This window comes from Nitrobacter sp. MLSD-S21 (assembly GCF_058809865.1).
Genome location: NZ_JBXASZ010000003.1, coordinates 281,857 through 301,814, shown reverse-complemented (window position 1 = coordinate 301,814; position 19,958 = coordinate 281,857). Strand labels below are relative to the sequence as shown.

Sequence of the window (19,958 nt, the reverse complement as noted above, 5' to 3'; positions counted from 1 at the left end):
GTCCACAACTGATCGAAAGCAGAGACGGTTTACGCCGTGAACAAAACGGACTCGGGACTCGCGTTGCGCGAGTCTTGCGGGTGCGACTCGCCTGCCGCGAGTCCGGCATCATCCGATGATCGACGAAAGATTCCGACGCCGGATGATGTCTACACCCTCGGCGATAACGAGGTTGGTGTGTCGCACGGCTACGCCGCTTGTTCTCAAAGGAGCGATCAATCGCTTCATCTTCGAAAATTTTCGGATGTTGATCCTTGTCCCAGCAATCTCTCGTTACGATGCATGGGTACGACCGAAGCGCCTTCTTGGGGCGACCCTGGGTCTGCCTTTTCTCAATCTCCCCGACGCGGAAAGATCAGCCTGTCCAACGGCTAAAAGCGACTTACGCGACAGCCGGAGAGTTCGAAAAATTCAGCCCAATTTCTTGTTATTTCGGGCGTTTGCGGTTAGAACGCCGCCACGTCTCATGGCCCCCGCACCCCTGGAGGCTTGCCGGTGACGTGCAACGGGCCGCGATTGCGGCCTTTAACTTTTTGAAAAGCAAGGATAAATCGATGGCGACCGTCAGGGAATTGAAGGCGAACGCGCGTCCGAAGAGCGGCAAGGGGGCCGCCCGGGCTGAGCGTCGCGCCGGCCGAGTGCCGGGCGTGATCTATGGAAACAAGCAGCCCCCGCAGCCGATCTCGGTCGAAGAACCAGAACTGCGTCAGCGCATTCTGGCGGGCCGTTTCCTGACGACGATCTTTGACATCAACCTGGACGGCAAGAAGCACCGCGTGATTCCGCGCGACTTCCACCTTGATCCGGTCAAGGATCTGCCGATCCATGTGGACTTCATGCGGCTCGGCGAAGGCGCCACCATCCGCGTCAGCGTTCCGCTTCGCCTGCTGAAGGCAGATGTCGCGCCCGGCGTGAAGCGCGGCGGCACCGTCAATCTCGTGACCCACGCGATCGATGTCGAGTGCGCGGCTGAAAACATCCCGCAGTTCATCGAGGCCGACGTCGGCGCACTGGAAATCAACCATTCGCTCCATTTGTCAGACGTTGAGTTGCCGCCCGGCGTGAAACCGCTAGCACGCGAGGACGTCACGTTGGTGACCATCGTGCCGCCGTCAGGCTACGCGGAAGAACTCAAGGCAGCCGCCGCCGCTGCGGCCGGCACCGCGGCTCCCGCCGCCGGTGCGGCTCCCGCTGCTGCTGCTGCAGGCGCGGCCGCCGGTGGCGCGAAGGCGCCCGCAGGTGGCGGAGCGAAGGCGCCCGCAGGTGGCGGCGACAAAAAGAAGTAAGCGGCCGGTGGAGCGATTTGACATTCGCGACGCCGCCTGCCGAGGTTTCGCAACGCGAATGTCTTACGGCTAACCGGATTCCACTTAGCCGGAAAATGCTCTAGGGGATCCGCGTCATGCGCCTGTTCGTCGGACTGGGAAATCCCGGCACGAAGTATCAGGGGAATCGACACAACATCGGGTTCATGGTCGTGGACGAGATTGCGCGGCGTCACGGTTTCGCACCGTGGCGCCGCCGCTTTCAGGGTGAAGCTTCCGAAGGCACGCTCGACCGGGAGCGGGTCATCCTGCTCAAGCCGACGACCTACATGAACAACTCCGGCAACGCGGTTCAGGACGCCGCGCAGTTCTTCAAGCTGACGCAGGGTGATGTCGTGGTGTTTCACGACGAAATCGAACTCCCACCGGCCAAGGTTCGTGTCAAGGTCGGCGGTGGCATTGCCGGACACAACGGCCTGCGATCGATCTCGGCGCATGTTGGCAACGACTATCGCCGCGTTCGACTGGGCGTCGGTCACCCGGGCATCAAGGAACTAGTGCATGCGCACGTGCTGAACGACTTCCCCAAAAGCGAACGTCCCTGGGTCGAGGCGCTGGTGGACGTCGTTGCGGAAAACGCAGCACTGCTCGTCGCCGCCAGGGATTCGGCATTCCAGAACAAGGTGCATCTCGCGATGCAGGCGAAGGGATTTGCCGAGAAGGATAAAGAGGACAACAACGGCGCCAAGTAAACGGCCAGGTCAAATCGTCTTCATCGCCAGCGGTCCGGCGATTGGTTCCTCGAATAAAATGGATAGGCGGGTTAAGCCCCGCTTATGGCGATCCGGGTCGGTTGCGCAATCCGCGCCAAATATCGGAATGAATCATGGGTTTCAAATGCGGTATCGTCGGGTTGCCCAATGTCGGCAAGTCGACCCTGTTCAACGCGTTGACGGAAACGGCGGCGGCGCAGGCGGCGAACTATCCATTCTGCACCATCGAGCCTAATGTCGGCGCCGTGGCGGTGCCGGATTCGCGCCTCGACGGGCTCGCGGCGATTGCCAAATCGGCGCAGATCATTCCGACGCAACTAACGTTTGTGGACATCGCCGGTCTGGTGCGCGGCGCATCCAAAGGTGAAGGGCTCGGCAACCAGTTTCTCGCCAACATCCGGGAGGTCGATGCGGTCGCGCATGTCGTGCGCTGTTTTGAGGATTCCGACATTACCCATGTCGAGGGCAAAATCGCGCCGCTCGCGGACATCGAGACCATCGAGACCGAACTGATGCTGGCCGATCTCGAAAGCCTCGAGAAGCGCGTCGACAATCTTTCGAAAAAGGCCAAGGGCAACGACAAGGAAGCCAAGGAGCAGCTCGATCTGGTCGAGCGCGCGCTCAAGCTCCTGCGCGACGGCAAGCCGACGCGCGGCATGGAGCGCAAGCCTGAGGAAGAACGCAATTTCCGCATGCTGGGATTGCTGACCTCAAAGCCGGTGCTCTACGTTTGCAACGTCGAGGAAGGCTCGGCGGCGAGCGGCAACGCCTTCTCGCAAGCCGTGTTCGAACATGCGGCGAAGGAAGGCGCGGTCGCGGTCGTGATTTCCGCGAAGATTGAGTCTGAGATCGCGACGCTGTCGCGTGAGGAGCGCGCCGATTTCCTTGAAACGCTGGGGCTGGAAGAGGCGGGTCTCGACCGCCTGATCCGCGCGGGCTACGACCTGCTGCATCTCATCACCTATTTCACGGTAGGCCCGAAGGAAGCGCGCGCCTGGACCGTCACCAAGGGCACCAAGGCCCCAGGTGCGGCGGGCGTCATTCACACCGACTTTGAAAAGGGCTTCATCCGCGCCGAAACCATCGCTTGCGCCGACTATATGGCGCTCAATGGCGAAGCAGGCGCGCGCGACGCCGGCAAGCTACGGCTGGAAGGAAAAGAATACGTCGTCGCTGACGGCGACGTCATGCATTTCCGGTTCAATACCTAGAGTCCGATTCAACTGCGTTGAATCAAGCTTTGCTTAGTTCTTCCGGCTGAGCATGCTCTCATCCGGACCGGTTTTCACGTTGCGCTGGCGCGGCCATTCGAGTCGGGATCATGCTCAGCATGAATCCCGAAAGAAAACCGATCCTTGGATCGGATCATGCTACGACCGGGTCGTGCCCTGATCGCGAATAGCACCGAGATGTTCGTTGATACGAAAGACGATCAGGATCGACTCGGCCGCGATCCGCGAAAACACGATGCCAACGAGGACGCCGGCGACATTCAGAAGGATCGTGATGAAACCACTAAAGGGACTGACGGCCATCGAGGTCAGGCCCGCGAAGATGCCGGATAATCCCGACAGCACGATCAGGACAATGACCAGCCAATAAAATACCTTGATGATGGTGGGCGTGATGAAGCGATCCCACTGAAACAGATCCCGGATTTCAAACATTTGCCGTTCCCCTCGCGCGTCGCGCGGCCGTCATGAGCCGGGCGGCACTTACCCCAAGGGCCGCTCCCGGCAAGCTCGCGCCGCGGCATGCTGGCGTACGGGTTGAGATTGCTGCAAATAGCGGCCACAATCGGGCATCCTTCAACAGCTCTCGCCATGACCCTGACATTTGAAGATTTCCCCCTCGGCCATTTCGGCACTTTCGGGCCGCGGCATGTCAGTCGTGACGACATCATCGCATTCGCATCCGAGTTCGATCCGCAGCCCATGCATCTCGATGAGGCGGCGGCGAAGCATACCATGCTGCGCGGGCTATCGGGTTCGGGCTGGCATTTGTGTTCGCTTATGATGCGCATGATGTTTGACGGCTATATCCGACGGACCGCTTCGCTCGGCTCTCCCGGCGTTGATGAAGTCCGCTGGCTGTCGCCGCTGCGGCCGGGCGACGATCTGATGCTGGACGTCGATGTGACTGCGGCGCGGGCGTCGCGCAGCCGTCCGGAGATGGGAATCGTGACCTTCGCGATACGCATGCGCAATGCTTCTGGCCAGGTATTGCTCGAGGCGGTGTCTCCGATCATGATCCGGCGCCGCGCGGAGCAGACGGCGCGGAGCTGAGCTCTTGGGTTATTTCGAAGACATGGGGGTCGGGCAGCGTCGTGATCTCGGTTCGTTTATCTTCACCGGCGATCTCATCAAGACATTCGCGTCACAATTCGACCCGCAGCCGTTTCACCTCGACGAGGATGAAGGCCGCAAATCACTATTCGGCGGTCTGGCAGCCTCCGGCTGGCATGTCGTTTCGGTTTGGATGAAGCTGATGGTCGCGGACAGTCAGCGTGAGGCGGCGGAAGCCGCCGCGCGCGGCGAAAAGCCGGGGATGTGGGGGCCGTCGCCCGGATTTCGCGACCTGCGCTGGCTGAAACCGGTCCTGGCGGGGGATACTGTCAGTTATGCCAGCGAAGTCGAATCGCTGAGAGCCACCCACTCTCGTCCGGAATGGGGCGTTATGCAAATACGTAACACCGGCACGAACCAGCGCGGCGAACTGGTCTTTTCCTTTTTGGGCTCAGTTTTCGTCCCGCGCCGGCTTCCGCAGGATTGAGGGGGTGCACGATTGACCTAGTTTGGAGGAATTTTATTCGAAAACGAGCCTCTTTTAAGGAATTGTGAACCCTCAGACAGTCTTGTCGAAACGCGTCAGGGTAAGGGGCAGGGGGACGCCATGGCAGATCGCGCTGGATTGAAGATCGTCGGCTTGCTGTTCGCGAGCGTGACGCTGGCCGTAACGCTGGCAACGTGGACCGTGGTGAAGCGCTACTCAGATGGCGTATATTCGCTGGACAGTGTTGCAGTCGCGCACATCCCCGCTCGCTGACCCCTGCTGAAACATCCGTTCAGCCGGCCGAGCCAAGCCTGGCTTCAAGCGCGGCGATCCGTTCCTTCAGCGTCTCATTGTCCTCGCGCGCAAGCCGCGCCATCTCCTTCACAGCCTCGAACTCCTCGCGCTTGACCAAATCGAGATCGCGCAGGATCTTCTCTGCCTGATGGCGGACTACCGCGTCGACCTCACGCTTGAGCCCCTGAGCCACCCCGGCGGTATCGTTCATAAGTCGTCCAATCTCGTCGAAAAACCGGTTGCTGGTCTGGGTCATCTACTATCTCCGGTTAGCGGCAAGATCGCCATATCACCGAGAGAGAATGGCGATCCCGACACGGCAGTTCAAGCCCGCTCGAACCGTCGCAAGCCTTGTTGGGGCCGGATTTCCCTTGCAATCGTTACGTGGCCGTTCGAGAGGTGGATGCTCACGGCAAGCGCGGGCATTCCGCCTTGGATAGAACGAATCCGATGTTTCTCCTCATCACCTATCCTGTCTTCGATCCCGTTGCCATTTCGCTCGGTCCGATCGCGATCCGCTGGTATGCGCTGGCCTATATCGGCGGTATCATGCTCGGCTGGCTTTATGCGCGGGCGTTGCTCAGGAGCGAGAAGCTCTGGGGGGGACCGGCGCCGATCTCGGTGGTGCAGCTCGACGATTTTATCCTGTGGGTGACGATCGGCATCATCGTCGGCGGCCGCGTCGGCTATGTGCTATTCTACAATCTGGATTTCTTCATCCACCATCCCGCCCAGATCTTTCAGCTCTGGAACGGCGGCATGTCGTTTCACGGCGGCTTCATGGGCTGCGTCGCGGCGGTCATCCTGTTCTGCCGCCGGCACGGCCTGCCGATCCTGTCGCTTGGGGACGTCGCCACCGCGGTCGGGCCGATCGGCCTTTTTCTTGGCCGTATCGCCAACTTCATCAACAGCGAATTGTGGGGACGTCCGGCCGACCCGAGCCTGCCCTGGGCCATGGTGTTTCCTAACGGCGGCCCGCTGCCGCGGCATCCGAGCCAGCTTTACGAGGCCACGCTCGAGGGGCTGGTACTGTTCACGATCCTCGCGCTGATGATCCGCTTCGGCGCGCTCAAGCGGCCGGGGCTGATTCTTGGCAGCTTCATCACGCTGTACGCGCTGGCGCGGATTGTCGCAGAATTCTTTCGCGAGCCGGATCCACAGCTCGGATTTCTGTGGGGTGGATTGACCATGGGAATGCTATTGTCGATACCGATGGTTATCGCTGGACTCGCTATTGTCTATGCCGCCTGGTCCCGCGGTTCGCGGGCGTCAGACGCACGAGCGATTCCGAATCCGGGCAAGGTCGATCGTGGCTGAACCTTCTCCGCTGCTGGCCGACATCAAGAAGCTGATCAAGACGTCCGGTCCGCTGCCGGTCTGGCGCTACATGCAGCTTTGCCTGACCCATCCCCAACACGGTTACTATATCGCGCGCGACCCATTGGGGCGCGAGGGTGATTTCATCACGTCGCCCGAAGTCAGCCAGATGTTCGGCGAACTGCTAGGGTTGTGGGGCGCCTCGGTGTGGCGGTCGATCGGCTCTCCGGCCACGCTGCGGCTGATTGAGTTCGGTCCCGGCCGCGGCACCATGATGGCGGATGCGCTACGCGCGTTGCGGGTGCTGCCACCCATGTATCAGGCGCTCAGCGTCCATCTGATCGAGATCAATCCGGAGCTGAGGGAAAAGCAGAAGGCGGCGCTGTCCAGCACGCCGAACATCCATTGGCACGCGAGCTTGGACGAGGTGCCGGAGGGACCGGCGATCATCCTCGCCAACGAATACTTTGACGTGCTTCCGATCCATCAGATGGTCAAACGCGACGACGGCTGGCACGAGCGGGTTGTCGATATCGACAGCAGCGGTCAACTCGTGTTCGGCGCCAACGCTGCGCCAACGCCGCGCTTCGACATGCTGCTGCCGCCGCTGGTGCGCGCGGCGCCGGTCGGGGCCATTTTCGAGTGGCGCCCGGATGCCGAGATCATGTCCATCGCAACCCGCGTTCGCGATCACGGCGGCGCTGCGCTGATCATCGATTACGGCCATGTGCGCAGCGACGCGGGCGATACCTTTCAGGCCATCGCAAGGCACAGCTTCGCCGATCCGCTGAAATATCCCGGTCAGGTGGACGTGACAGCCCATGTGGATTTCGAAGCGCTTGCCCGCGCAGCCGAGGATGTCGGTGCCCGCGTGCACGGGCCGGTGACGCAGGGAGAATTTTTGCGACGGCTCGGCATCGAGTCCCGCGCCGTCAACCTGATGGAGAAAGCAACTCCTGAAATATCCGACAGCATCGCGACGGCGCTGAAGCGTCTAACCGAGGGGGGGCGTGGCGGCATGGGGTCGATGTTCAAGGTGATCGGCGTCTCCGATCCTGGTCTCACCGAATTGGTGGGACTGAGCGATCGGGAGCGTCGCGGTGGGATGAGGGCGCCGTGACGCTGGCATCCACCTTGCTTTCGACGGTTTCCGGGCTGCGGCACGCCTTTTTCACCCGTGAAGGCGGAGTCTCGCAGAGCATCTACGCGAGTTTGAATGCTGGCATCGGTTCGCAGGATGACCCGGCGCATGTCACCGAGAACCGGCGCCGCATGGCCGAGATGATGGGCGTTGCGCCAGGGAATTTTCTCTCGCTCTACCAGTTCCACTCGTCCGATGCCGTAGTCGCCGACAGGGCTTGGGACGTGTCATCCCGGCCGCGTGCGGACGCCATCGTCACGCGAACCCCCGGGCTTGCGATCGGCGTGACCGCGGCTGACTGCGGCCCGATCCTGTTCGCCGATCCGCAGGCCCGCGTGATCGGCGCGGCACATGCCGGCTGGAAGGGCGCGCTGACGGGCGTGCTGGAAAAGACCATCGAAGCGATGGAAGCGCTTGGCGGCCGGCGCCGCGACATGGCCGTTGCCATTGGTCCGCTGATCCGCCAGCAAAGCTACGAGGTTGGAGCCGAATTCGTCGCGCGATTCATGGAGGCCGATCAGGACAATGAGCGGTTCTTCGTTCGGTCGGAGCGCGACGGCCATGCCATGTTCGATCTCGGCGGCTTCATCCGGATGCGGCTTGAACGCGCTGGCGTGCTGACGATCGACGATACCGGCATCGATACTTATTCAAACGAACGCTTCTTCAGCTATCGCCGCTCGGTGCATCGCGAGGAACCGGATTTCGGCCGCCACGTCCACGCGATCGTGCTGGACGTTGATTAACGGCGCCGGATGCCGACGGTCGATGATCGCTCATGCCGTGTGGCGAAGCTCCGCTCAGGGCAGAACGGGCGCGTGCTACCACCCGGCAACCGCAGGGCGGCCCTTTTTCGCAGACGGCCGATGTCGGCGAGCGTGGTCGGCTTCGCCGCATTAAGCGGTCATTGACGTCCGATTCGGCGGGATCTACCCCGGATTCCGCAAGGCGGCGTATTGCCAGACTTGGCCACTCCTTGATACACCGCCTCCGCGGGATCGGAGAGGCTCTCGGGAGACGGGATGTTGAACGTTGTATCCACCACATCGCGGGGAGACGCGTCGATGTCCGCCAAGAACGGCGCCGTCAAGCTGGTCGCCGGCAACTCCAATCTGGTGCTGGCGCGGGAAATCGGCAGATGGCTTGGGCTTGAACTCACGAAAGCCAGCGTCCGTCGCTTCGCCGACAACGAGATCTTCGTCGAAGTCCTGGAGAATGTGCGCGGCTCGGACGTCTACGTAATTCAGTCGACTTCGTATCCGACCAATGACCACCTGATGGAGCTTTTAATCATCACGGACGCTCTGCGCCGTGCCTCTGCGCGCCGGATCACCGCGGTGATTCCTTATTTCGGCTATGCGCGGCAGGATCGAAAGGTCGGTTCGCGCTCACCGATTTCGGCCAAGCTGGTGGCCAACCTGATCACGCGCGCCGGGACGGATCGCGTGCTGACGCTGGATCTGCACGCGGGGCAAATTCAAGGCTTTTTCGATATTCCGACCGACAATCTCTACGCGTCCCCGGTGATGGTTCGCGATATCAAGGAGCGGTTCGAACTCGGCAAGCTGATGGTGGTATCGCCCGACGTTGGCGGCGTGGTGCGCGCGCGCGGTCTTGCCAAGCGCATCAGTGCTCCGCTGGCGATTATCGACAAGCGTCGCGAGCGCGCGGGCGAATCCGAAGTCATGAACGTGATCGGCGATGTCGCGGGCTATACGTGCATTCTGATTGACGACATCGTCGATTCCGGCGGCACCCTGGTCAATGCCGCCGACGCGCTTCTCGCCAACGGCGCCCGGGACGTCTATGCCTACATCACTCACGGGGTGCTGTCCGGCGCCGCCGCCGCGCGCATCGCCGGCTCAAAACTGAAAGAGCTGGTCATTACCGACTCGATCCAGCCGACTGACGCCGTGAGCAAGACCGGCAACATCCGCCTGCTGTCGATCGCCGGATTGATCGGCGAGGCGATCAACCGCACTGCTGCCGAACAATCAGTATCGAGCCTGTTCGACTGAACGGCAGATTGAAGTGAGGACACTAAAGTCTGATCCAGGCTCGATCTGGATCAAACTTTAATATCCTCGCTGCAAGAGCAATATGCTCACTCGTTGCGCAGGTTCTCAGCTGTGCGTTTCCATTGCGCGACGTTGTCCGCGATGATCCGGGTCGACTTCATCGCGGCCTGACTCAGCTGAGCATAGCCCGAGATCTCGCGCTGGACCCGTTGTCCTTCCGCATGAAGCAGATCGCGGAGGGTTTCAAGTTCGGTGACGAGGTTCTCGATCTCGGCGAGCGAAGTTCCGGCGACACGCTGGATCAGCGAGTTGACGTTGTTCACCGTTGCTTCCGTGTTCGGCTCCAGCTTCGCGTCGGGGTTCGGAGCACCCGCGGCGGGACTGGCAGCGGGACGGCGCAGATAGGCGATGTCGTTGCGCACGAAATCGCGAATACCCGCCTCTACCTCCGAGACGGCGGCGAGGTTCGTATCGGCTTCGGGCACGCTTGGTTCTTCTTTTTCGGATGGAGTGGCATTCATCGGCTTGTTCCCTGTTTCGCGTTGAGCGAGCGCGGTTGTCCCCCCGCACGACGAGTTTCTAGCTACGGTATCAGGGCTGCCGATTTTGACAACATCGGGGCCGATCTGCGGCGAGCAGCGTTCAATCTCCGAAATCAGCCGCGCTGGCGGGCTCACCACTTACGCTTGAACGCTGCGGTCAGGCTCGCGTTCGGGGGACCTTGCGGCGTTTCGCTGACCGAGCCGGCGACGCTGATGTCGTCGAACAGCTTCTGTTCGGCACCGATCCTGCGAAGCCATTTATTATCGTTTGTTGAAAGCGACTGTCCCGCGATCAGGCTGGTGCCGGTGTCGGTCAGGCTCAGCCTGGCCGAGTGGTCGGTTTTATACTGTCGCGTTCCCTTGATGCCCGGGATCGACAGCGCGTCGTGTTGAGTGACGTTGTAGCCGTTCTGAAGGGTAACCGCGTAACGGCCGTCGCTGAGAGGCAGCGATTTGCTGAGCGAGGTATCGAGCATGGTTTGAGCCCGGGCGGGGTCAATCCGTGCTTCAAGCGCGGTCTTGTCCCAGATCCGCCCCAGGCCGGGCGCGGTGGCGGCTGCCCATGCCTGACCCGAGGACTGCGATGAGCGGGCGTCGGTTGCAAGTTTGTTCGCTGCGGGTTCCGACGCCGTCAGCGGCGACGGCTGACGTATGACGGTCAGATCGGTCCCGATCCGTGTGTCCCAGAGCGGTGAAACCGAACGTCTTGCGGTAAGGGCGGCGGAGCCGTCCGCATTATCGCGGGAGGTCCAGGCAAGTTCGGGGTCGGATGCGGGTTGCGACGATGACTGTGAATGGCGAACCTGCGGCGGCATTTCCTTTGAGAGGGTAAAGCCGTCGGCCTCGAGTTGGCTCCAGTCGATTTTGGAATCCGTTGGTAGGTCGCCATCGGGCGCGATGTGCTCCGCCGGGTTGCCGGGAGTGTCAGCATCTCCCGATTGTGCCGATAAGGTTCCGGTTGTCCAGCCGGCAGCAACCGCCAGAAGCAGTAAACCCGTACGTCGTATGATCCTCGAAGCCATGGGTTCTGCCAGTCCGCCAATCCGAAGCCGCACATTGCGGCCGCGTGTGTTCGAAATTATGGCGCGCGGGCATGCGCGCATCGGCGCGATGCCTATATGCTCATCATGGTAAATTCAATCTCGCCCGCGACCGCGCGGCCGCGTCGGCCTTCACCGATACTGATCTGCAGAAAATGTCTCAAGCGCGCCGCGAACGGCCACGCGGTTAAACGCGCGCTGAAATCGGAACTGAAGGCTTTGAGTCGGGCGAGCGGCGAGAAGCGCCCGCGTGTGGTGATGACCGGCTGCTTCGGAATTTGTCCCAAACGCGCGGTGACGACGGCGAGCGGCGTGACACTGGCGCGCAACGAATTCCTGCTGATAGCGGATGCCGAGCAGGCGAGGGACGCGGCGGCAAAGCTGATGGCGCACGAAAATCTAGAGCGGGATGAGAAAAAGGTGTAGCGGTTTCCAGCCGCATCTCGCGTTAAAATATTGGAATGATCACGTTCGATTCCGGATCGCGTCGATTCAAAATCATCGTGATCCACCCTTTTTGATTGACGCGTTTCTTCCGGCGAACCGGTATCCACGTCGCTCGAAACGCTATAAGCGTCAGGCCTTCACCGTTTTCGGTTTCGCTGTCTTTCCGGATTTTTTCTTCGGCGCGGCGGCCTGTTCCGCCGCGAACGTGTTCGCCGCCCGCCGCATCGCGCGTGCGTAGCTGTCGGCTGCGTTGTCGGCGGACATCCGCAACCGCCTTGCGGCGGCGGTGCCTTCCTCGAACGTGTGTTTCGCCATTTGCCGCAAGCGCTGCTTGCCTGCAACATCCTTCGCTTTCGCTGCAAGAGCGAGATAGCGGTCGCGCCGAGTCTTCACAGCCGCCGTCAGGCTTTTGTGTTGCTGCTTCGCAAGCTGCCGGATGATGACGTCAAGATCGGCATCCGCCATGGATGGTGCCCCCGCACAATGTGAAGAGAAAATCGCTTCATGCTTAGAGCATGATCCCAAAAAGTGAAAACCGTTTTTCGGATAAAGATCATGATCAATCAAAAAAGATAATGCTGGATTCTGATTCAACGACGGTTGAATCAGAAGCCAGCAAGCGGCGAGAAGTGTCGCAATCGCGGGATCGTTTTGACACGATGTTGCTCTTGAGATCGAAACACAAGTCTCAATGCCCACTCATGACCAGCGTCTTGACGGGAAGCACAAGGGCTTGGATGCGCAACAGCATGGCATGCACGATCCCCACGGCGTCTACGGCGTGGAGCGCGAAGCGCTTGAAGGCACCGGTATCTTTTGACGCGATCTGGTCGTGGTTGCTGGTGTAGGCGTTGACGATGCAACTGCTTCCCGGTGTGATGCCCTCCAGGCCGCCTTTGTAGAGCGGCTCGAGGAGGACAAGAATCGAGCCCGGACGCAGAGTCTGCCCCGCCTCGACGAGCTGCTCGCCGCCACGGAACTGACCGGCCGCGATGTAGTCCTGTACGCTCGTGACGACCATCGGAATAATGGCCCACGGCTTCGAAATGCACGTAGCCTCCGCCACCATTCCGACCCTCATCACCTGCGCTTCGATCTGGCCGAACCCCGCCGCCAGCGACCGTTTGCCGGCGCCCTCCGGGATCAGGATTCCCGCCGATCGCATCATCGGGTTGACGATATCGCCAGGCCGTAACAAAAATTGCTCGACGCGTCCGTCAACGCCGGCGCGAATGTAGGTCTTGTCGAGATCGACCTGCGCCTGTGCCAGCGCCGCCTCGGCGCTAGCCTTCTCCGCGGGAAGAAGCGATGTCATGCGGGTCATCGCGGATTCTTTCGCCGCATTTGCCGCATCCACGGTGCCCTGCCGTCCCGCGAGCAGGACCCCGAGTTTCTCGATGTCGCGCTGGGGGACGATCCCCGGATTGCGCCTTTGCAGTTCGCGCTTCACGTTAAGCTCGTCGGACGCCTGCTGGTATGCGCTTTTGGCTTCTTGGATCTGGGCATCCGCCTTGATGATATCGACCTGTGCAGCGCCTAACGCGGCATCCACCTCAGCGATCTTGCGCCGAGCGGTTTCCAGCGCTGCTTCCTGCTTCGAGCTGTCGAGCTTGAAGATCACGTCGTTCTTTTTCACGGGCGCGCTGAAATCGACATGAACCTCGGCCACCCGCCCGATTGTCTCGGGGATGATCGGGACGGTCCTGAAGTACAGGGTCGCTGTCGTCGTCGAGGGATGGAAATAGAAGATCACCGTGATCAGGGCGACCGTGAGCATCAAACAGGCGGTAATGCCCCACCTCAGCTCGAACCAGACGGAGTAGAGCGTGATTTCGCGGCCAAGCCGCTTTCCCTGCGCGTAGCGCCGGTAAAGATAATCGGGGACGATCGTCAGCAGCGAACAGAGCAGCAGTTCAAGCATGACCCGGCAACCCGCTAGCGCCGGCGTCATCCTCGCCGGGTTCTTTTTTGTCGGACGCCTTTGCCAAATCCGGTTTCGCCAAGTTCGGTTTCGCCAAGTCCGGCTTCGCCAAGTCCGGTGCGCCGGCGGTCGCGATATCGTGCGGCGATCGGGGCGCCGCCGTGCCTGGCTGGATGCCGGCAATTGTCGCCACGGAGCCTGCGATGCTGCGCAGCGGGGTGCTGAAATCCGGCAGGTCGATCATCGCCAGCAACAGTCCCGCCACCCAGAACACATGCATATGGGTAAACAGCGCCAGTAAGCCGAGAACGGCGACAATCTCGAACTGCAGCTTCTGCGATCTGTGCGCCATCCGCTCCGGCAGGGTATGCAGCCGTAGATAGATATTGCCGACCGCCAGAACGGCTCCAAGCAGGATGACGCCGACAGCCACCATCAAGACATCCGTGTCACCGGGCGCTGTAATGAACGAGGGAAGATCGTGGGGGGCGTTTGGATGAAGCAACTCGCTCAAGCGGTCCTCCATTCCGGAAACAACTAACTGAAAAAGTATAGCCGGCATTTGCCGAAGGTTGGCATCATTGCACAGGCTTGGAATTTGGCAAGTACGATCAACTACGGCGGCATTTCGAAGCGTCGGCATCCGTCATGTCGAGCGCACGGTGAGCCTTTCCTGATTGTTTGACCGGCGACGCCTGTTCACTTCTTCTTCCATCCACCCCTGTGGCCCGGCGCGCCGCCGGATGAGCGCGGCCGTGGACCGAATTCAGGTCCGGATTCGCGCGAATTGGTCGGTTGGAAAATCCTGCTTTCGGTCCCCGGACCCATTTCGTCGAGCGTCGGTTTGCGCGGCTTTGGACGCGTGCCGGTCGGCTTGACCTCGTGCCAGGTGGCGATACCCATTTCGTCGAGCGAGGGTTTATGGATTTTTGAGGTTGAGGAGCTGCGCTTGCCAAACTTTCCGGTCGGCCTGCCTTGCGCTGCTTTATCCAAACGCGCTGGCAGATTCGCCGCATCGCCGTATTTCTTCGCGCCGGCATAGGCGCCCGCCTTTGCCGCGACCCCGCGCTGCTTGATGGTGGGATCATCGACCACGGCCAGCTCGGTGGCGCGCAGCCGCTTGACCTCATCGCGCAGCCTTGCGGCTTCCTCGAAGTTCAGGTCGGCGGCGGCCTCGCGCATCCGCGTTTCCAGATCGGAGAGAACGGCCTCGAAATTGTGGCCGATCGCGATCGCGTCATCCGACCAGGAATTCCCCTTGCCGCCATCGCCGATCTCCACCAGCACATGATCGCGCTCATAAACGCTGTTGAGAATATCGCCGATGGACTTCTTGACGCTTTCCGGCGTGATGCCGTTGGCGGTGTTGTATTCCACCTGCTTTTCGCGGCGGCGGTCGGTCTCGGCGATGGCGCGTTGCATCGATCCGGTGACCTGATCGGCATAGAGGATCACCCGGCCGTCGACGTTGCGGGCCGCGCGGCCGATGGTCTGGATCAGCGAGGTCTCGCTGCGCAAAAAACCTTCCTTGTCCGCGTCGAGGATGGCAACCAGCGCGCATTCGGGAATGTCGAGGCCCTCGCGCAGCAGGTTGATGCCGACCAGCGCGTCGAAAGCGCCAAGCCTGAGATCGCGGATGATCTCGATACGCTCGATGGTGTCGATATCCGAGTGCATGTAGCGCACGCGGATGCCCTGCTCGTGCAGATATTCGGTGAGGTCCTCCGCCATGCGTTTGGTTAGCACCGTGATGAGTGAGCGATAGCCATTCGCAGCCGTTGCGCGCACCTCGCCTACGAGATCGTCCACCTGCGTCCGCGCGGGGCGGATGTCGACCGGCGGATCAATCAGCCCGGTCGGACGGATCACCTGCTCGACGAACACGCCGCCGCTCTCGTTCAGCTCCCATGCGCCTGGCGTGGCGGATACCGCGACCGATTGCGGGCGCATCATGTCCCATTCCTCGAAACGCAGCGGCCGGTTGTCCATGCAGGAGGGCAGGCGGAAGCCGTATTCGGCGAGCGTGGCCTTGCGGCGGAAGTCGCCGCGAAACATGCCGCCGATCTGCGGCACGCTGACGTGGCTCTCGTCGGCAAACACCAGCGCGTTGTCGGGGACGTATTCGAACAAGGTCGGCGGCGGCTCGCCCGGGCGGCGGCCGGTGAGATAGCGTGAATAGTTCTCGATGCCGGCGCAGCTTCCGGTCGCCTCCATCATTTCGAGGTCGAAGGTGGTGCGTTGCTCCAGCCGCTGCGCTTCCAGCAGGCGACCCTGCGCGTGCAGTTCGTCGAGCCGCATCTTGAGTTCCGATTTGATCGACTTGATCGCCTGCACCAGCGTCGGACGCGGCGTCACATAATGCGAATTGGAATAGACCTTGATGAAATCCAGTTCATCCTGCTTGTGGCCGGTGAGGGGATCGAACTCCTCGATGCTCTCCACCTCGTCGCCGAACAGGTTCACGCGCCAGGCGCGGTCTTCGTAGTGCGCCGGGAAGATATCGATGACGTCGCCGCGCACGCGGAAAGTGCCGCGGGTGAAGTCGGCCGATGTGCGCTTGTATTGCAGCGCCACGAGATCGGCGATGAGCTGACGCTGGTCGATGCGCTCGCCGCGCTTCAGGGCGAAGGTCATTGCGGTGTACGTCTCGACCGAGCCGATACCATAGATACACGACACAGAGGCGACGATGATGACGTCGTCGCGCTCCAGCAGCGCGCGCGTTGCCGCGTGGCGCATGCGGTCGATCTGCTCGTTGATCGAGGAATCCTTCTCGATATAGGTGTCGGTGCGCGGTACGTAGGCTTCAGGCTGATAGTAGTCGTAATAACTGACGAAGTATTCCACCGCGTTGTCGGGGAAGAAATTCTTGAACTCACCGTAGAGCTGCGCTGCCAGCGTCTTGTTTGGCGCGAGGATCAGGGCTGGGCGCTGCGTGGCTTCGATCACCTTGGCCATGGTGTAGGTCTTTCCGGAGCCGGTGACGCCGAGCAGCACCTGGGTGCGGTCGTTGCGCTGGATGCCTTCCACCAGTTCGCGGATTGCCTGTGGCTGGTCGCCTTTGGGCTGATACTCCGACTTGATCTCGAACCGCACGCCGCCTTCGCTCTTCTCCGGTCGCGGCGGCCGGTGCGGTGTCCATACTTTCATCCCGCCGTCGTCGCCGCGAAATTCGGGGCGGCCATCGCGGATCAGATTCTCGAGCGCTTCAGCGGTCGCCTTGACGCCAAGGCCTTCCATCTTGTTGCGCGGTGGCCGCGCCAACGCTTCATCGTCATCCTCGGCGGTTGGGAAGCCCAACTGCCGCGCCAGTTCCGGGTCGAGCGTCGGGATGGTGGCGGAGGTGCCGTAGTTCGGCGTCGCGAATTCCGCTTGCGGCGCTTCGTCGAAGCCCTTTTGCTTTACCTCGTCCTTGAGGGGAGAGACTTCCCTGTCCCTGTCACTCGCTCCGCTAACGGGAGGGGAGCGAGACGCATCCCGTTTTGCCGTCGCATCGTCCTTGCCGCGCGTGGAGGCTCGCGCGCGATGCGCCGCAGCCTCGCCGCCGGAGCGGCGGTCCCACGAATTGTCCGGTGGCGGTTGCAATCCGGTGCCGGACCCGAGGCCGGCATCGCCGCGGTTAATCGCCGGATTGAGCAATTCGGCGAGCGCAGGTCCGATCGGCTGCACCTCGGGACGATGTGCCTTCGACTTCGGGGCTTTAGACTTCTGAGCGCTCGGCGGTTTACCGGGTTGTTTAGGAGGATTGGGAGGCTTCGCCATGCCGGCAATATGGGGCGAATCCAGCCCGCAAGAAAGAGCGCAATCACACGGATGCACATACCGTGATCACGCCTTCGGCGATGATGACCTCGACACGGCCTTTCGCAGGCAATCGCGGCACAGGCAATCGCCGCCTTCGGTCGGCATTGGCTTTCGCCCGGCCTCCTCGGCGCACCAGCAGTTGCCAGATAGATCGCAAGTGAATTTCGTTCCGCACCCGGAACAGGCGAGGCGGCGAATGGCTTGCTGTCGGGTCTGGCGTGTCATGGCGGCGGGTGTGCTCTCATAGCGTTTTCGAGCGAAGTGGAATCCGGTTCGCGTGAAGAAAACGCGTCAATCAAAAAAACTAGAGTCTTTCACCGCTTCCGTTAAGCGGTGAAAGACTCTAGGCCGGGTTGATCGATGCGCAACCATAGTTCCGGATCGATACGGATGAAATCCTTTCAGAAGCGAGATTATTCCGCCGCGCGAAGGCGATGGATCGGGAGACGTCGGTCTCTTCCGCGCAGTGAGAGGTAGTAGTCGGCATCCGCCGGATTGTCGGTGCGACGAATGAGATCGGTCACCGGCGCATAACTCAGCATTCGGCCGCCGTCCGGAAGCGCCGTGCAAATGAAGCGCAGCACCTCGCCGTTTCTGAGTTTGATATTTATCGGGGTCGGATCGCCCGCGCGTACCATCCCAACGCGCTCGGCGATGAAATGGCTAAGCTCGTCTTGCGGCAGTTCGTACGCGCCGGTATCGCGGCCATGATACATCAGCGCGATAAACGGCGGCTTGCTGTCGGCCTTCTCGTCAGGCAGCGAGAAGTAATTCCGGAACGCTCGGTTGATGAATTCGGCACGGGTGTCTGCGTCGAGCATGACGATCCCGATGTCGGTCTGGTTGAGGGCGGTGGACAGCCGTGCCGCTGTCGCGTGCCGCTCGCGCTCCCGTCTGAGCGCATTCATCATCCGCAACCGCAACAATCCGGTGATCAAGGCGGTGCCGCCGGCGGTCAGGGTCAGCAATCCAAGACGTAAAACGATGGAACCGTCAGCGACCGTGGCATTGTAGTCGCTAAGAATTCCTGCGGAGGCTAAAACGGCTATTCCGGCGCTGATCAGACCGGAAACTGTGCCACCAAGCGATCCGGCGAGGGCGACGACACAAATATATAGCGCTGACAGGTCCGCAAAGGCGGCAACGTTGCGATCGGCATAGATGGACGCGCCTGCGATTAAAATCGCGAAAGCCGGACCCAACACTATTCGCCAGTCGATATGCATCACCGTTCCATGATACCGAATGAGACTAAATCCGGTTCGCGAACAACTGGTTGCACAATCGCACGGTTTTCGTCGCCAGCGTTAATGGCGCCTAACGCGGCGGCGCGCGATTTGAAATGAATTGCGCTGCCCGAGATCTAATCCAAGGAACTGCCGGGTGCGCAACCGTAGCTGTTCGGGCCGTGTGGGTTTGCCCGCCACAGTCTGAGGTCGCGTGATAATCCTCGCCCCTTGATCGGCGTTCTGCAAAGCTGCCTTCAGGGAATCATTGTGTGGGATGAGAGTTTCGATGAGCGACCGACGCCTTCCGTTGATGTTGATGATCGGGCCCCTTTATATGCTGGGCCTCTGCGCTTCCATGGCGCAGGACGTTCCCGGTATTGAGATCTGCACCGTCGAAAAGACGATGGAGAGGCGGACGAGTTGCTTGCAGAGCAACATCAATTTTCTGCAAACCACCCTCAGCAGATATGTCATCGATAGCAGGCAGAAAATCGATGCGGCCAACCGACAGATGCAGGTGCTTGAGAGCACAGTTGCGGAACTGCGGAAGGCGGTGGCTGAACTTCAGGCGGCGAGCAAGAAACAGCCGCAGTCCCCGACGAAGGAGGACGGAAAACATCCGGCGAAGGAGGAAGGGAAGTAGTTCAGGCGTTATCTCCGACGTCATTCCAGCCGCTGACATCTGTCCTGGTACCCGTTGTCAAGATGTGAAGTCAGGCAAATTGCTTTTGCAAATTTTGTCTCGATCGCACAAATGGCTGTAAAGGAACGGAGTACATCATGCCCTGGCTGCAGCCGGTCACGCTCGAAGGACCTCATGCGCGGCTCGAGCCGTTGTCGCAAGATCACCGCGAAGCCCTTGTTGACGCGGTCAAAGACGGCGAGATCTGGAAGATCTGGTACACTTTCGTTCCGGCGCCGGAGAAAATGGGGGCCGAGATCGAGCGGCGGCTCTCGCTGCAAGCAGCCGGAACCATGCTGCCCTTTACGGTGCGGGATGCCGAGGGACGAATCGCCGGTATGACGACCTACATGAACGTCGACTCTGCGAGCTGTCGCGTCGAGATCGGCTCGACCTGGTATGCGAAGCGCGTCCAGCGCACCGCAGTCAATACCCAGTGCAAGCTGCTGCTGCTCACTCACGCGTTCGAAAAGCTGAACTGCATCGCCGTGGAATTCCGTACTCACGTTTTCAATCATGTCAGCCGACGTGGCATCGAGCGGCTCGGCGCCAAACAGGAGGGTACCCTGCGCGATCGTCAGATGTCGCCAAACGTGACGGTGCGGGACACCGTCGTCTACAGCATCCTTCCCGGAGAGTGGCCGAAGGTGAAGGCGCATCTCACCTACGAACTCAATGAAAAGCGTCGATAGTCCCGGCCGTCCCGCCGAGTG

Annotated in this window: 23 protein-coding genes; 12 read left to right on the top strand and 11 right to left on the bottom strand. The window is 61.0% G+C overall.

All coding sequences use genetic code 11. The features are described from left to right. Positions 1 to 554: 554 nt before the first annotated feature. The 3 genes from AC1RT6_RS11415 to ychF all read left to right on the top strand — a co-directional run bounded on the left by AC1RT6_RS11415 (position 555) and on the right by ychF (position 3,249). Positions 555 to 1,286 (top strand): 50S ribosomal protein L25/general stress protein Ctc, encoded by a 732-nt coding sequence (locus AC1RT6_RS11415; RefSeq protein WP_079447685.1) that lies wholly within the window; start codon positions 555 to 557, stop codon positions 1,284 to 1,286. Between the two features lie 116 nt (positions 1,287 to 1,402). Beyond that, on the top strand, positions 1,403 to 2,017 hold the full coding sequence (gene pth, locus AC1RT6_RS11410) for an aminoacyl-tRNA hydrolase (RefSeq protein ID WP_079447543.1): 615 nt from the start codon (positions 1,403 to 1,405) through the stop codon (positions 2,015 to 2,017). 134 nt (positions 2,018 to 2,151) lie between these two features. Beyond that, the gene (gene ychF / locus AC1RT6_RS11405; RefSeq protein WP_079447542.1) at positions 2,152 to 3,249 is read left to right on the top strand and encodes a redox-regulated ATPase YchF; all 1,098 of its coding nucleotides are present in this window, start codon (positions 2,152 to 2,154) and stop codon (positions 3,247 to 3,249) included. A 159-nt stretch (positions 3,250 to 3,408) separates the two neighbouring features. Here ychF and AC1RT6_RS11400 read toward each other — a convergent pair whose 3' ends face one another. Next, positions 3,409 to 3,705, bottom strand: a complete 297-nt coding sequence (locus AC1RT6_RS11400) for a DUF4282 domain-containing protein (RefSeq protein WP_079447541.1) — start codon at positions 3,703 to 3,705, stop codon at positions 3,409 to 3,411. Positions 3,706 to 3,861: 156 nt separating this feature from the next. Here AC1RT6_RS11400 and AC1RT6_RS11395 point away from each other — a divergent pair, with 156 nt between their 5' ends. From AC1RT6_RS11395 to AC1RT6_RS11385, 3 genes are all read left to right on the top strand, one after another. Next, positions 3,862 to 4,323 (top strand): MaoC family dehydratase, encoded by a 462-nt coding sequence (locus AC1RT6_RS11395; protein WP_079447540.1) that lies wholly within the window; start codon positions 3,862 to 3,864, stop codon positions 4,321 to 4,323. Between the two features lie 4 nt (positions 4,324 to 4,327). Next, complete coding sequence (locus tag AC1RT6_RS11390; RefSeq protein WP_079447539.1) at positions 4,328 to 4,810, top strand: MaoC family dehydratase; 483 nt, start codon at positions 4,328 to 4,330, stop codon at positions 4,808 to 4,810. Between the two features lie 120 nt (positions 4,811 to 4,930). After that, positions 4,931 to 5,083, top strand: a complete 153-nt coding sequence (locus AC1RT6_RS11385; protein ID WP_173816003.1) for a hypothetical protein — start codon at positions 4,931 to 4,933, stop codon at positions 5,081 to 5,083. Positions 5,084 to 5,102: 19 nt separating this feature from the next. On the opposite strand, the gene AC1RT6_RS11380 is transcribed toward AC1RT6_RS11385, so the two are convergent. After that, positions 5,103 to 5,360, bottom strand: coding sequence for an accessory factor UbiK family protein (locus tag AC1RT6_RS11380; protein WP_079447538.1), 258 nt, complete (start codon positions 5,358 to 5,360; stop codon positions 5,103 to 5,105). Between the two features lie 194 nt (positions 5,361 to 5,554). Here AC1RT6_RS11380 and lgt point away from each other — a divergent pair, with 194 nt between their 5' ends. The 4 genes from lgt to AC1RT6_RS11360 all read left to right on the top strand — a co-directional run bounded on the left by lgt (position 5,555) and on the right by AC1RT6_RS11360 (position 9,580). Then, on the top strand, positions 5,555 to 6,421 hold the full coding sequence (gene lgt / locus AC1RT6_RS11375; protein ID WP_079447684.1) for a prolipoprotein diacylglyceryl transferase: 867 nt from the start codon (positions 5,555 to 5,557) through the stop codon (positions 6,419 to 6,421). Continuing rightward, entirely contained in the window at positions 6,414 to 7,541 is a 1,128-nt protein-coding gene (locus AC1RT6_RS11370) for a class I SAM-dependent methyltransferase (RefSeq protein WP_244553517.1), read from the top strand. Before lgt ends, AC1RT6_RS11370 begins: the two co-directional genes overlap by 8 nt. After that, a complete protein-coding gene (pgeF, locus tag AC1RT6_RS11365; protein WP_079447536.1) occupies positions 7,538 to 8,308 on the top strand; it encodes a peptidoglycan editing factor PgeF in 771 nt (256 codons plus the stop codon). Before AC1RT6_RS11370 ends, pgeF begins: the two co-directional genes overlap by 4 nt. Before the next feature lie 318 nt (positions 8,309 to 8,626). Continuing rightward, complete coding sequence (locus AC1RT6_RS11360) at positions 8,627 to 9,580, top strand: ribose-phosphate pyrophosphokinase (protein ID WP_079447683.1); 954 nt, start codon at positions 8,627 to 8,629, stop codon at positions 9,578 to 9,580. Positions 9,581 to 9,666: 86 nt separating this feature from the next. Here the strand turns inward: AC1RT6_RS11360 and AC1RT6_RS11355 are convergent, their stop codons facing one another. The 9 genes from AC1RT6_RS11355 to AC1RT6_RS11315 all read right to left on the bottom strand — a co-directional run bounded on the left by AC1RT6_RS11355 (position 9,667) and on the right by AC1RT6_RS11315 (position 18,560). Further along, positions 9,667 to 10,101 (bottom strand): hypothetical protein, encoded by a 435-nt coding sequence (locus AC1RT6_RS11355; RefSeq protein WP_079447682.1) that lies wholly within the window; start codon positions 10,099 to 10,101, stop codon positions 9,667 to 9,669. A gap of 152 nt (positions 10,102 to 10,253) precedes the next feature. Continuing rightward, positions 10,254 to 11,144: a hypothetical protein gene (locus AC1RT6_RS11350; RefSeq protein ID WP_244553516.1), complete on the bottom strand. Its 891-nt coding sequence runs from the start codon at positions 11,142 to 11,144 to the stop codon at positions 10,254 to 10,256. A 92-nt stretch (positions 11,145 to 11,236) separates the two neighbouring features. After that, the gene (locus AC1RT6_RS11345) at positions 11,237 to 11,716 is read right to left on the bottom strand and encodes a hypothetical protein (RefSeq protein ID WP_158081541.1); all 480 of its coding nucleotides are present in this window, start codon (positions 11,714 to 11,716) and stop codon (positions 11,237 to 11,239) included. Positions 11,717 to 11,738: 22 nt separating this feature from the next. Beyond that, positions 11,739 to 12,074 (bottom strand): hypothetical protein, encoded by a 336-nt coding sequence (locus tag AC1RT6_RS11340; RefSeq protein WP_079447533.1) that lies wholly within the window; start codon positions 12,072 to 12,074, stop codon positions 11,739 to 11,741. A gap of 223 nt (positions 12,075 to 12,297) precedes the next feature. Continuing rightward, positions 12,298 to 13,530, bottom strand: a complete 1,233-nt coding sequence (locus tag AC1RT6_RS11335; RefSeq protein WP_079447680.1) for an HlyD family secretion protein — start codon at positions 13,528 to 13,530, stop codon at positions 12,298 to 12,300. Then, positions 13,523 to 14,044, bottom strand: a complete 522-nt coding sequence (locus AC1RT6_RS11330) for a hypothetical protein (protein WP_079447681.1) — start codon at positions 14,042 to 14,044, stop codon at positions 13,523 to 13,525. The genes AC1RT6_RS11335 and AC1RT6_RS11330 overlap by 8 nt, the downstream gene beginning before the upstream one ends. Positions 14,045 to 14,229: 185 nt before the next feature. Next, a complete protein-coding gene (uvrB, locus tag AC1RT6_RS11325; RefSeq protein WP_079447532.1) occupies positions 14,230 to 17,292 on the bottom strand; it encodes an excinuclease ABC subunit UvrB in 3,063 nt (1,020 codons plus the stop codon). Between the two features lie 66 nt (positions 17,293 to 17,358). Continuing rightward, complete coding sequence (locus AC1RT6_RS11320; RefSeq protein WP_079447531.1) at positions 17,359 to 17,559, bottom strand: hypothetical protein; 201 nt, start codon at positions 17,557 to 17,559, stop codon at positions 17,359 to 17,361. A 188-nt stretch (positions 17,560 to 17,747) separates the two neighbouring features. Next, positions 17,748 to 18,560, bottom strand: a complete 813-nt coding sequence (locus AC1RT6_RS11315; protein ID WP_079447530.1) for a PAS-domain containing protein — start codon at positions 18,558 to 18,560, stop codon at positions 17,748 to 17,750. Between the two features lie 289 nt (positions 18,561 to 18,849). Here AC1RT6_RS11315 and AC1RT6_RS11310 point away from each other — a divergent pair, with 289 nt between their 5' ends. Next, positions 18,850 to 19,206, top strand: a complete 357-nt coding sequence (locus tag AC1RT6_RS11310) for a hypothetical protein (protein ID WP_079447529.1) — start codon at positions 18,850 to 18,852, stop codon at positions 19,204 to 19,206. Positions 19,207 to 19,343: 137 nt separating this feature from the next. Further along, on the top strand, positions 19,344 to 19,937 hold the full coding sequence (locus AC1RT6_RS11305) for a GNAT family N-acetyltransferase (protein ID WP_079447528.1): 594 nt from the start codon (positions 19,344 to 19,346) through the stop codon (positions 19,935 to 19,937). Positions 19,938 to 19,958: the final 21 nt, after the last annotated feature.

What these genes read in the sequence shown, in the direction of transcription:
- AC1RT6_RS11315 (WP_079447530.1), bottom strand. Translation starts at nt 18,560, where the DNA reads ATGCATATCGACTGGCGAATAGTGTTGGGTCCGGCTTTCGCGATTTTA.
- AC1RT6_RS11415 (WP_079447685.1), top strand. Translation starts at nt 555, where the DNA reads ATGGCGACCGTCAGGGAATTGAAGGCGAACGCGCGTCCGAAGAGCGGC.
- AC1RT6_RS11380 (WP_079447538.1), bottom strand. Translation starts at nt 5,360, where the DNA reads ATGACCCAGACCAGCAACCGGTTTTTCGACGAGATTGGACGACTTATG.
- AC1RT6_RS11320 (WP_079447531.1), bottom strand. Translation starts at nt 17,559, where the DNA reads ATGACACGCCAGACCCGACAGCAAGCCATTCGCCGCCTCGCCTGTTCC.
- lgt (WP_079447684.1), top strand. Translation starts at nt 5,555, where the DNA reads ATGTTTCTCCTCATCACCTATCCTGTCTTCGATCCCGTTGCCATTTCG.
- AC1RT6_RS11400 (WP_079447541.1), bottom strand. Translation starts at nt 3,705, where the DNA reads ATGTTTGAAATCCGGGATCTGTTTCAGTGGGATCGCTTCATCACGCCC.
- AC1RT6_RS11305 (WP_079447528.1), top strand. Translation starts at nt 19,344, where the DNA reads ATGCCCTGGCTGCAGCCGGTCACGCTCGAAGGACCTCATGCGCGGCTC.
- AC1RT6_RS11310 (WP_079447529.1), top strand. Translation starts at nt 18,850, where the DNA reads ATGAGCGACCGACGCCTTCCGTTGATGTTGATGATCGGGCCCCTTTAT.
- AC1RT6_RS11355 (WP_079447682.1), bottom strand. Translation starts at nt 10,101, where the DNA reads ATGAATGCCACTCCATCCGAAAAAGAAGAACCAAGCGTGCCCGAAGCC.
- uvrB (WP_079447532.1), bottom strand. Translation starts at nt 17,292, where the DNA reads ATGGCGAAGCCTCCCAATCCTCCTAAACAACCCGGTAAACCGCCGAGC.
- pth (WP_079447543.1), top strand. Translation starts at nt 1,403, where the DNA reads ATGCGCCTGTTCGTCGGACTGGGAAATCCCGGCACGAAGTATCAGGGG.
- AC1RT6_RS11335 (WP_079447680.1), bottom strand. Translation starts at nt 13,530, where the DNA reads ATGCTTGAACTGCTGCTCTGTTCGCTGCTGACGATCGTCCCCGATTAT.
- AC1RT6_RS11340 (WP_079447533.1), bottom strand. Translation starts at nt 12,074, where the DNA reads ATGGCGGATGCCGATCTTGACGTCATCATCCGGCAGCTTGCGAAGCAG.
- AC1RT6_RS11350 (WP_244553516.1), bottom strand. Translation starts at nt 11,144, where the DNA reads ATGGCTTCGAGGATCATACGACGTACGGGTTTACTGCTTCTGGCGGTT.
- AC1RT6_RS11385 (WP_173816003.1), top strand. Translation starts at nt 4,931, where the DNA reads ATGGCAGATCGCGCTGGATTGAAGATCGTCGGCTTGCTGTTCGCGAGC.
- ychF (WP_079447542.1), top strand. Translation starts at nt 2,152, where the DNA reads ATGGGTTTCAAATGCGGTATCGTCGGGTTGCCCAATGTCGGCAAGTCG.
- AC1RT6_RS11360 (WP_079447683.1), top strand. Translation starts at nt 8,627, where the DNA reads ATGTCCGCCAAGAACGGCGCCGTCAAGCTGGTCGCCGGCAACTCCAAT.
- AC1RT6_RS11395 (WP_079447540.1), top strand. Translation starts at nt 3,862, where the DNA reads ATGACCCTGACATTTGAAGATTTCCCCCTCGGCCATTTCGGCACTTTC.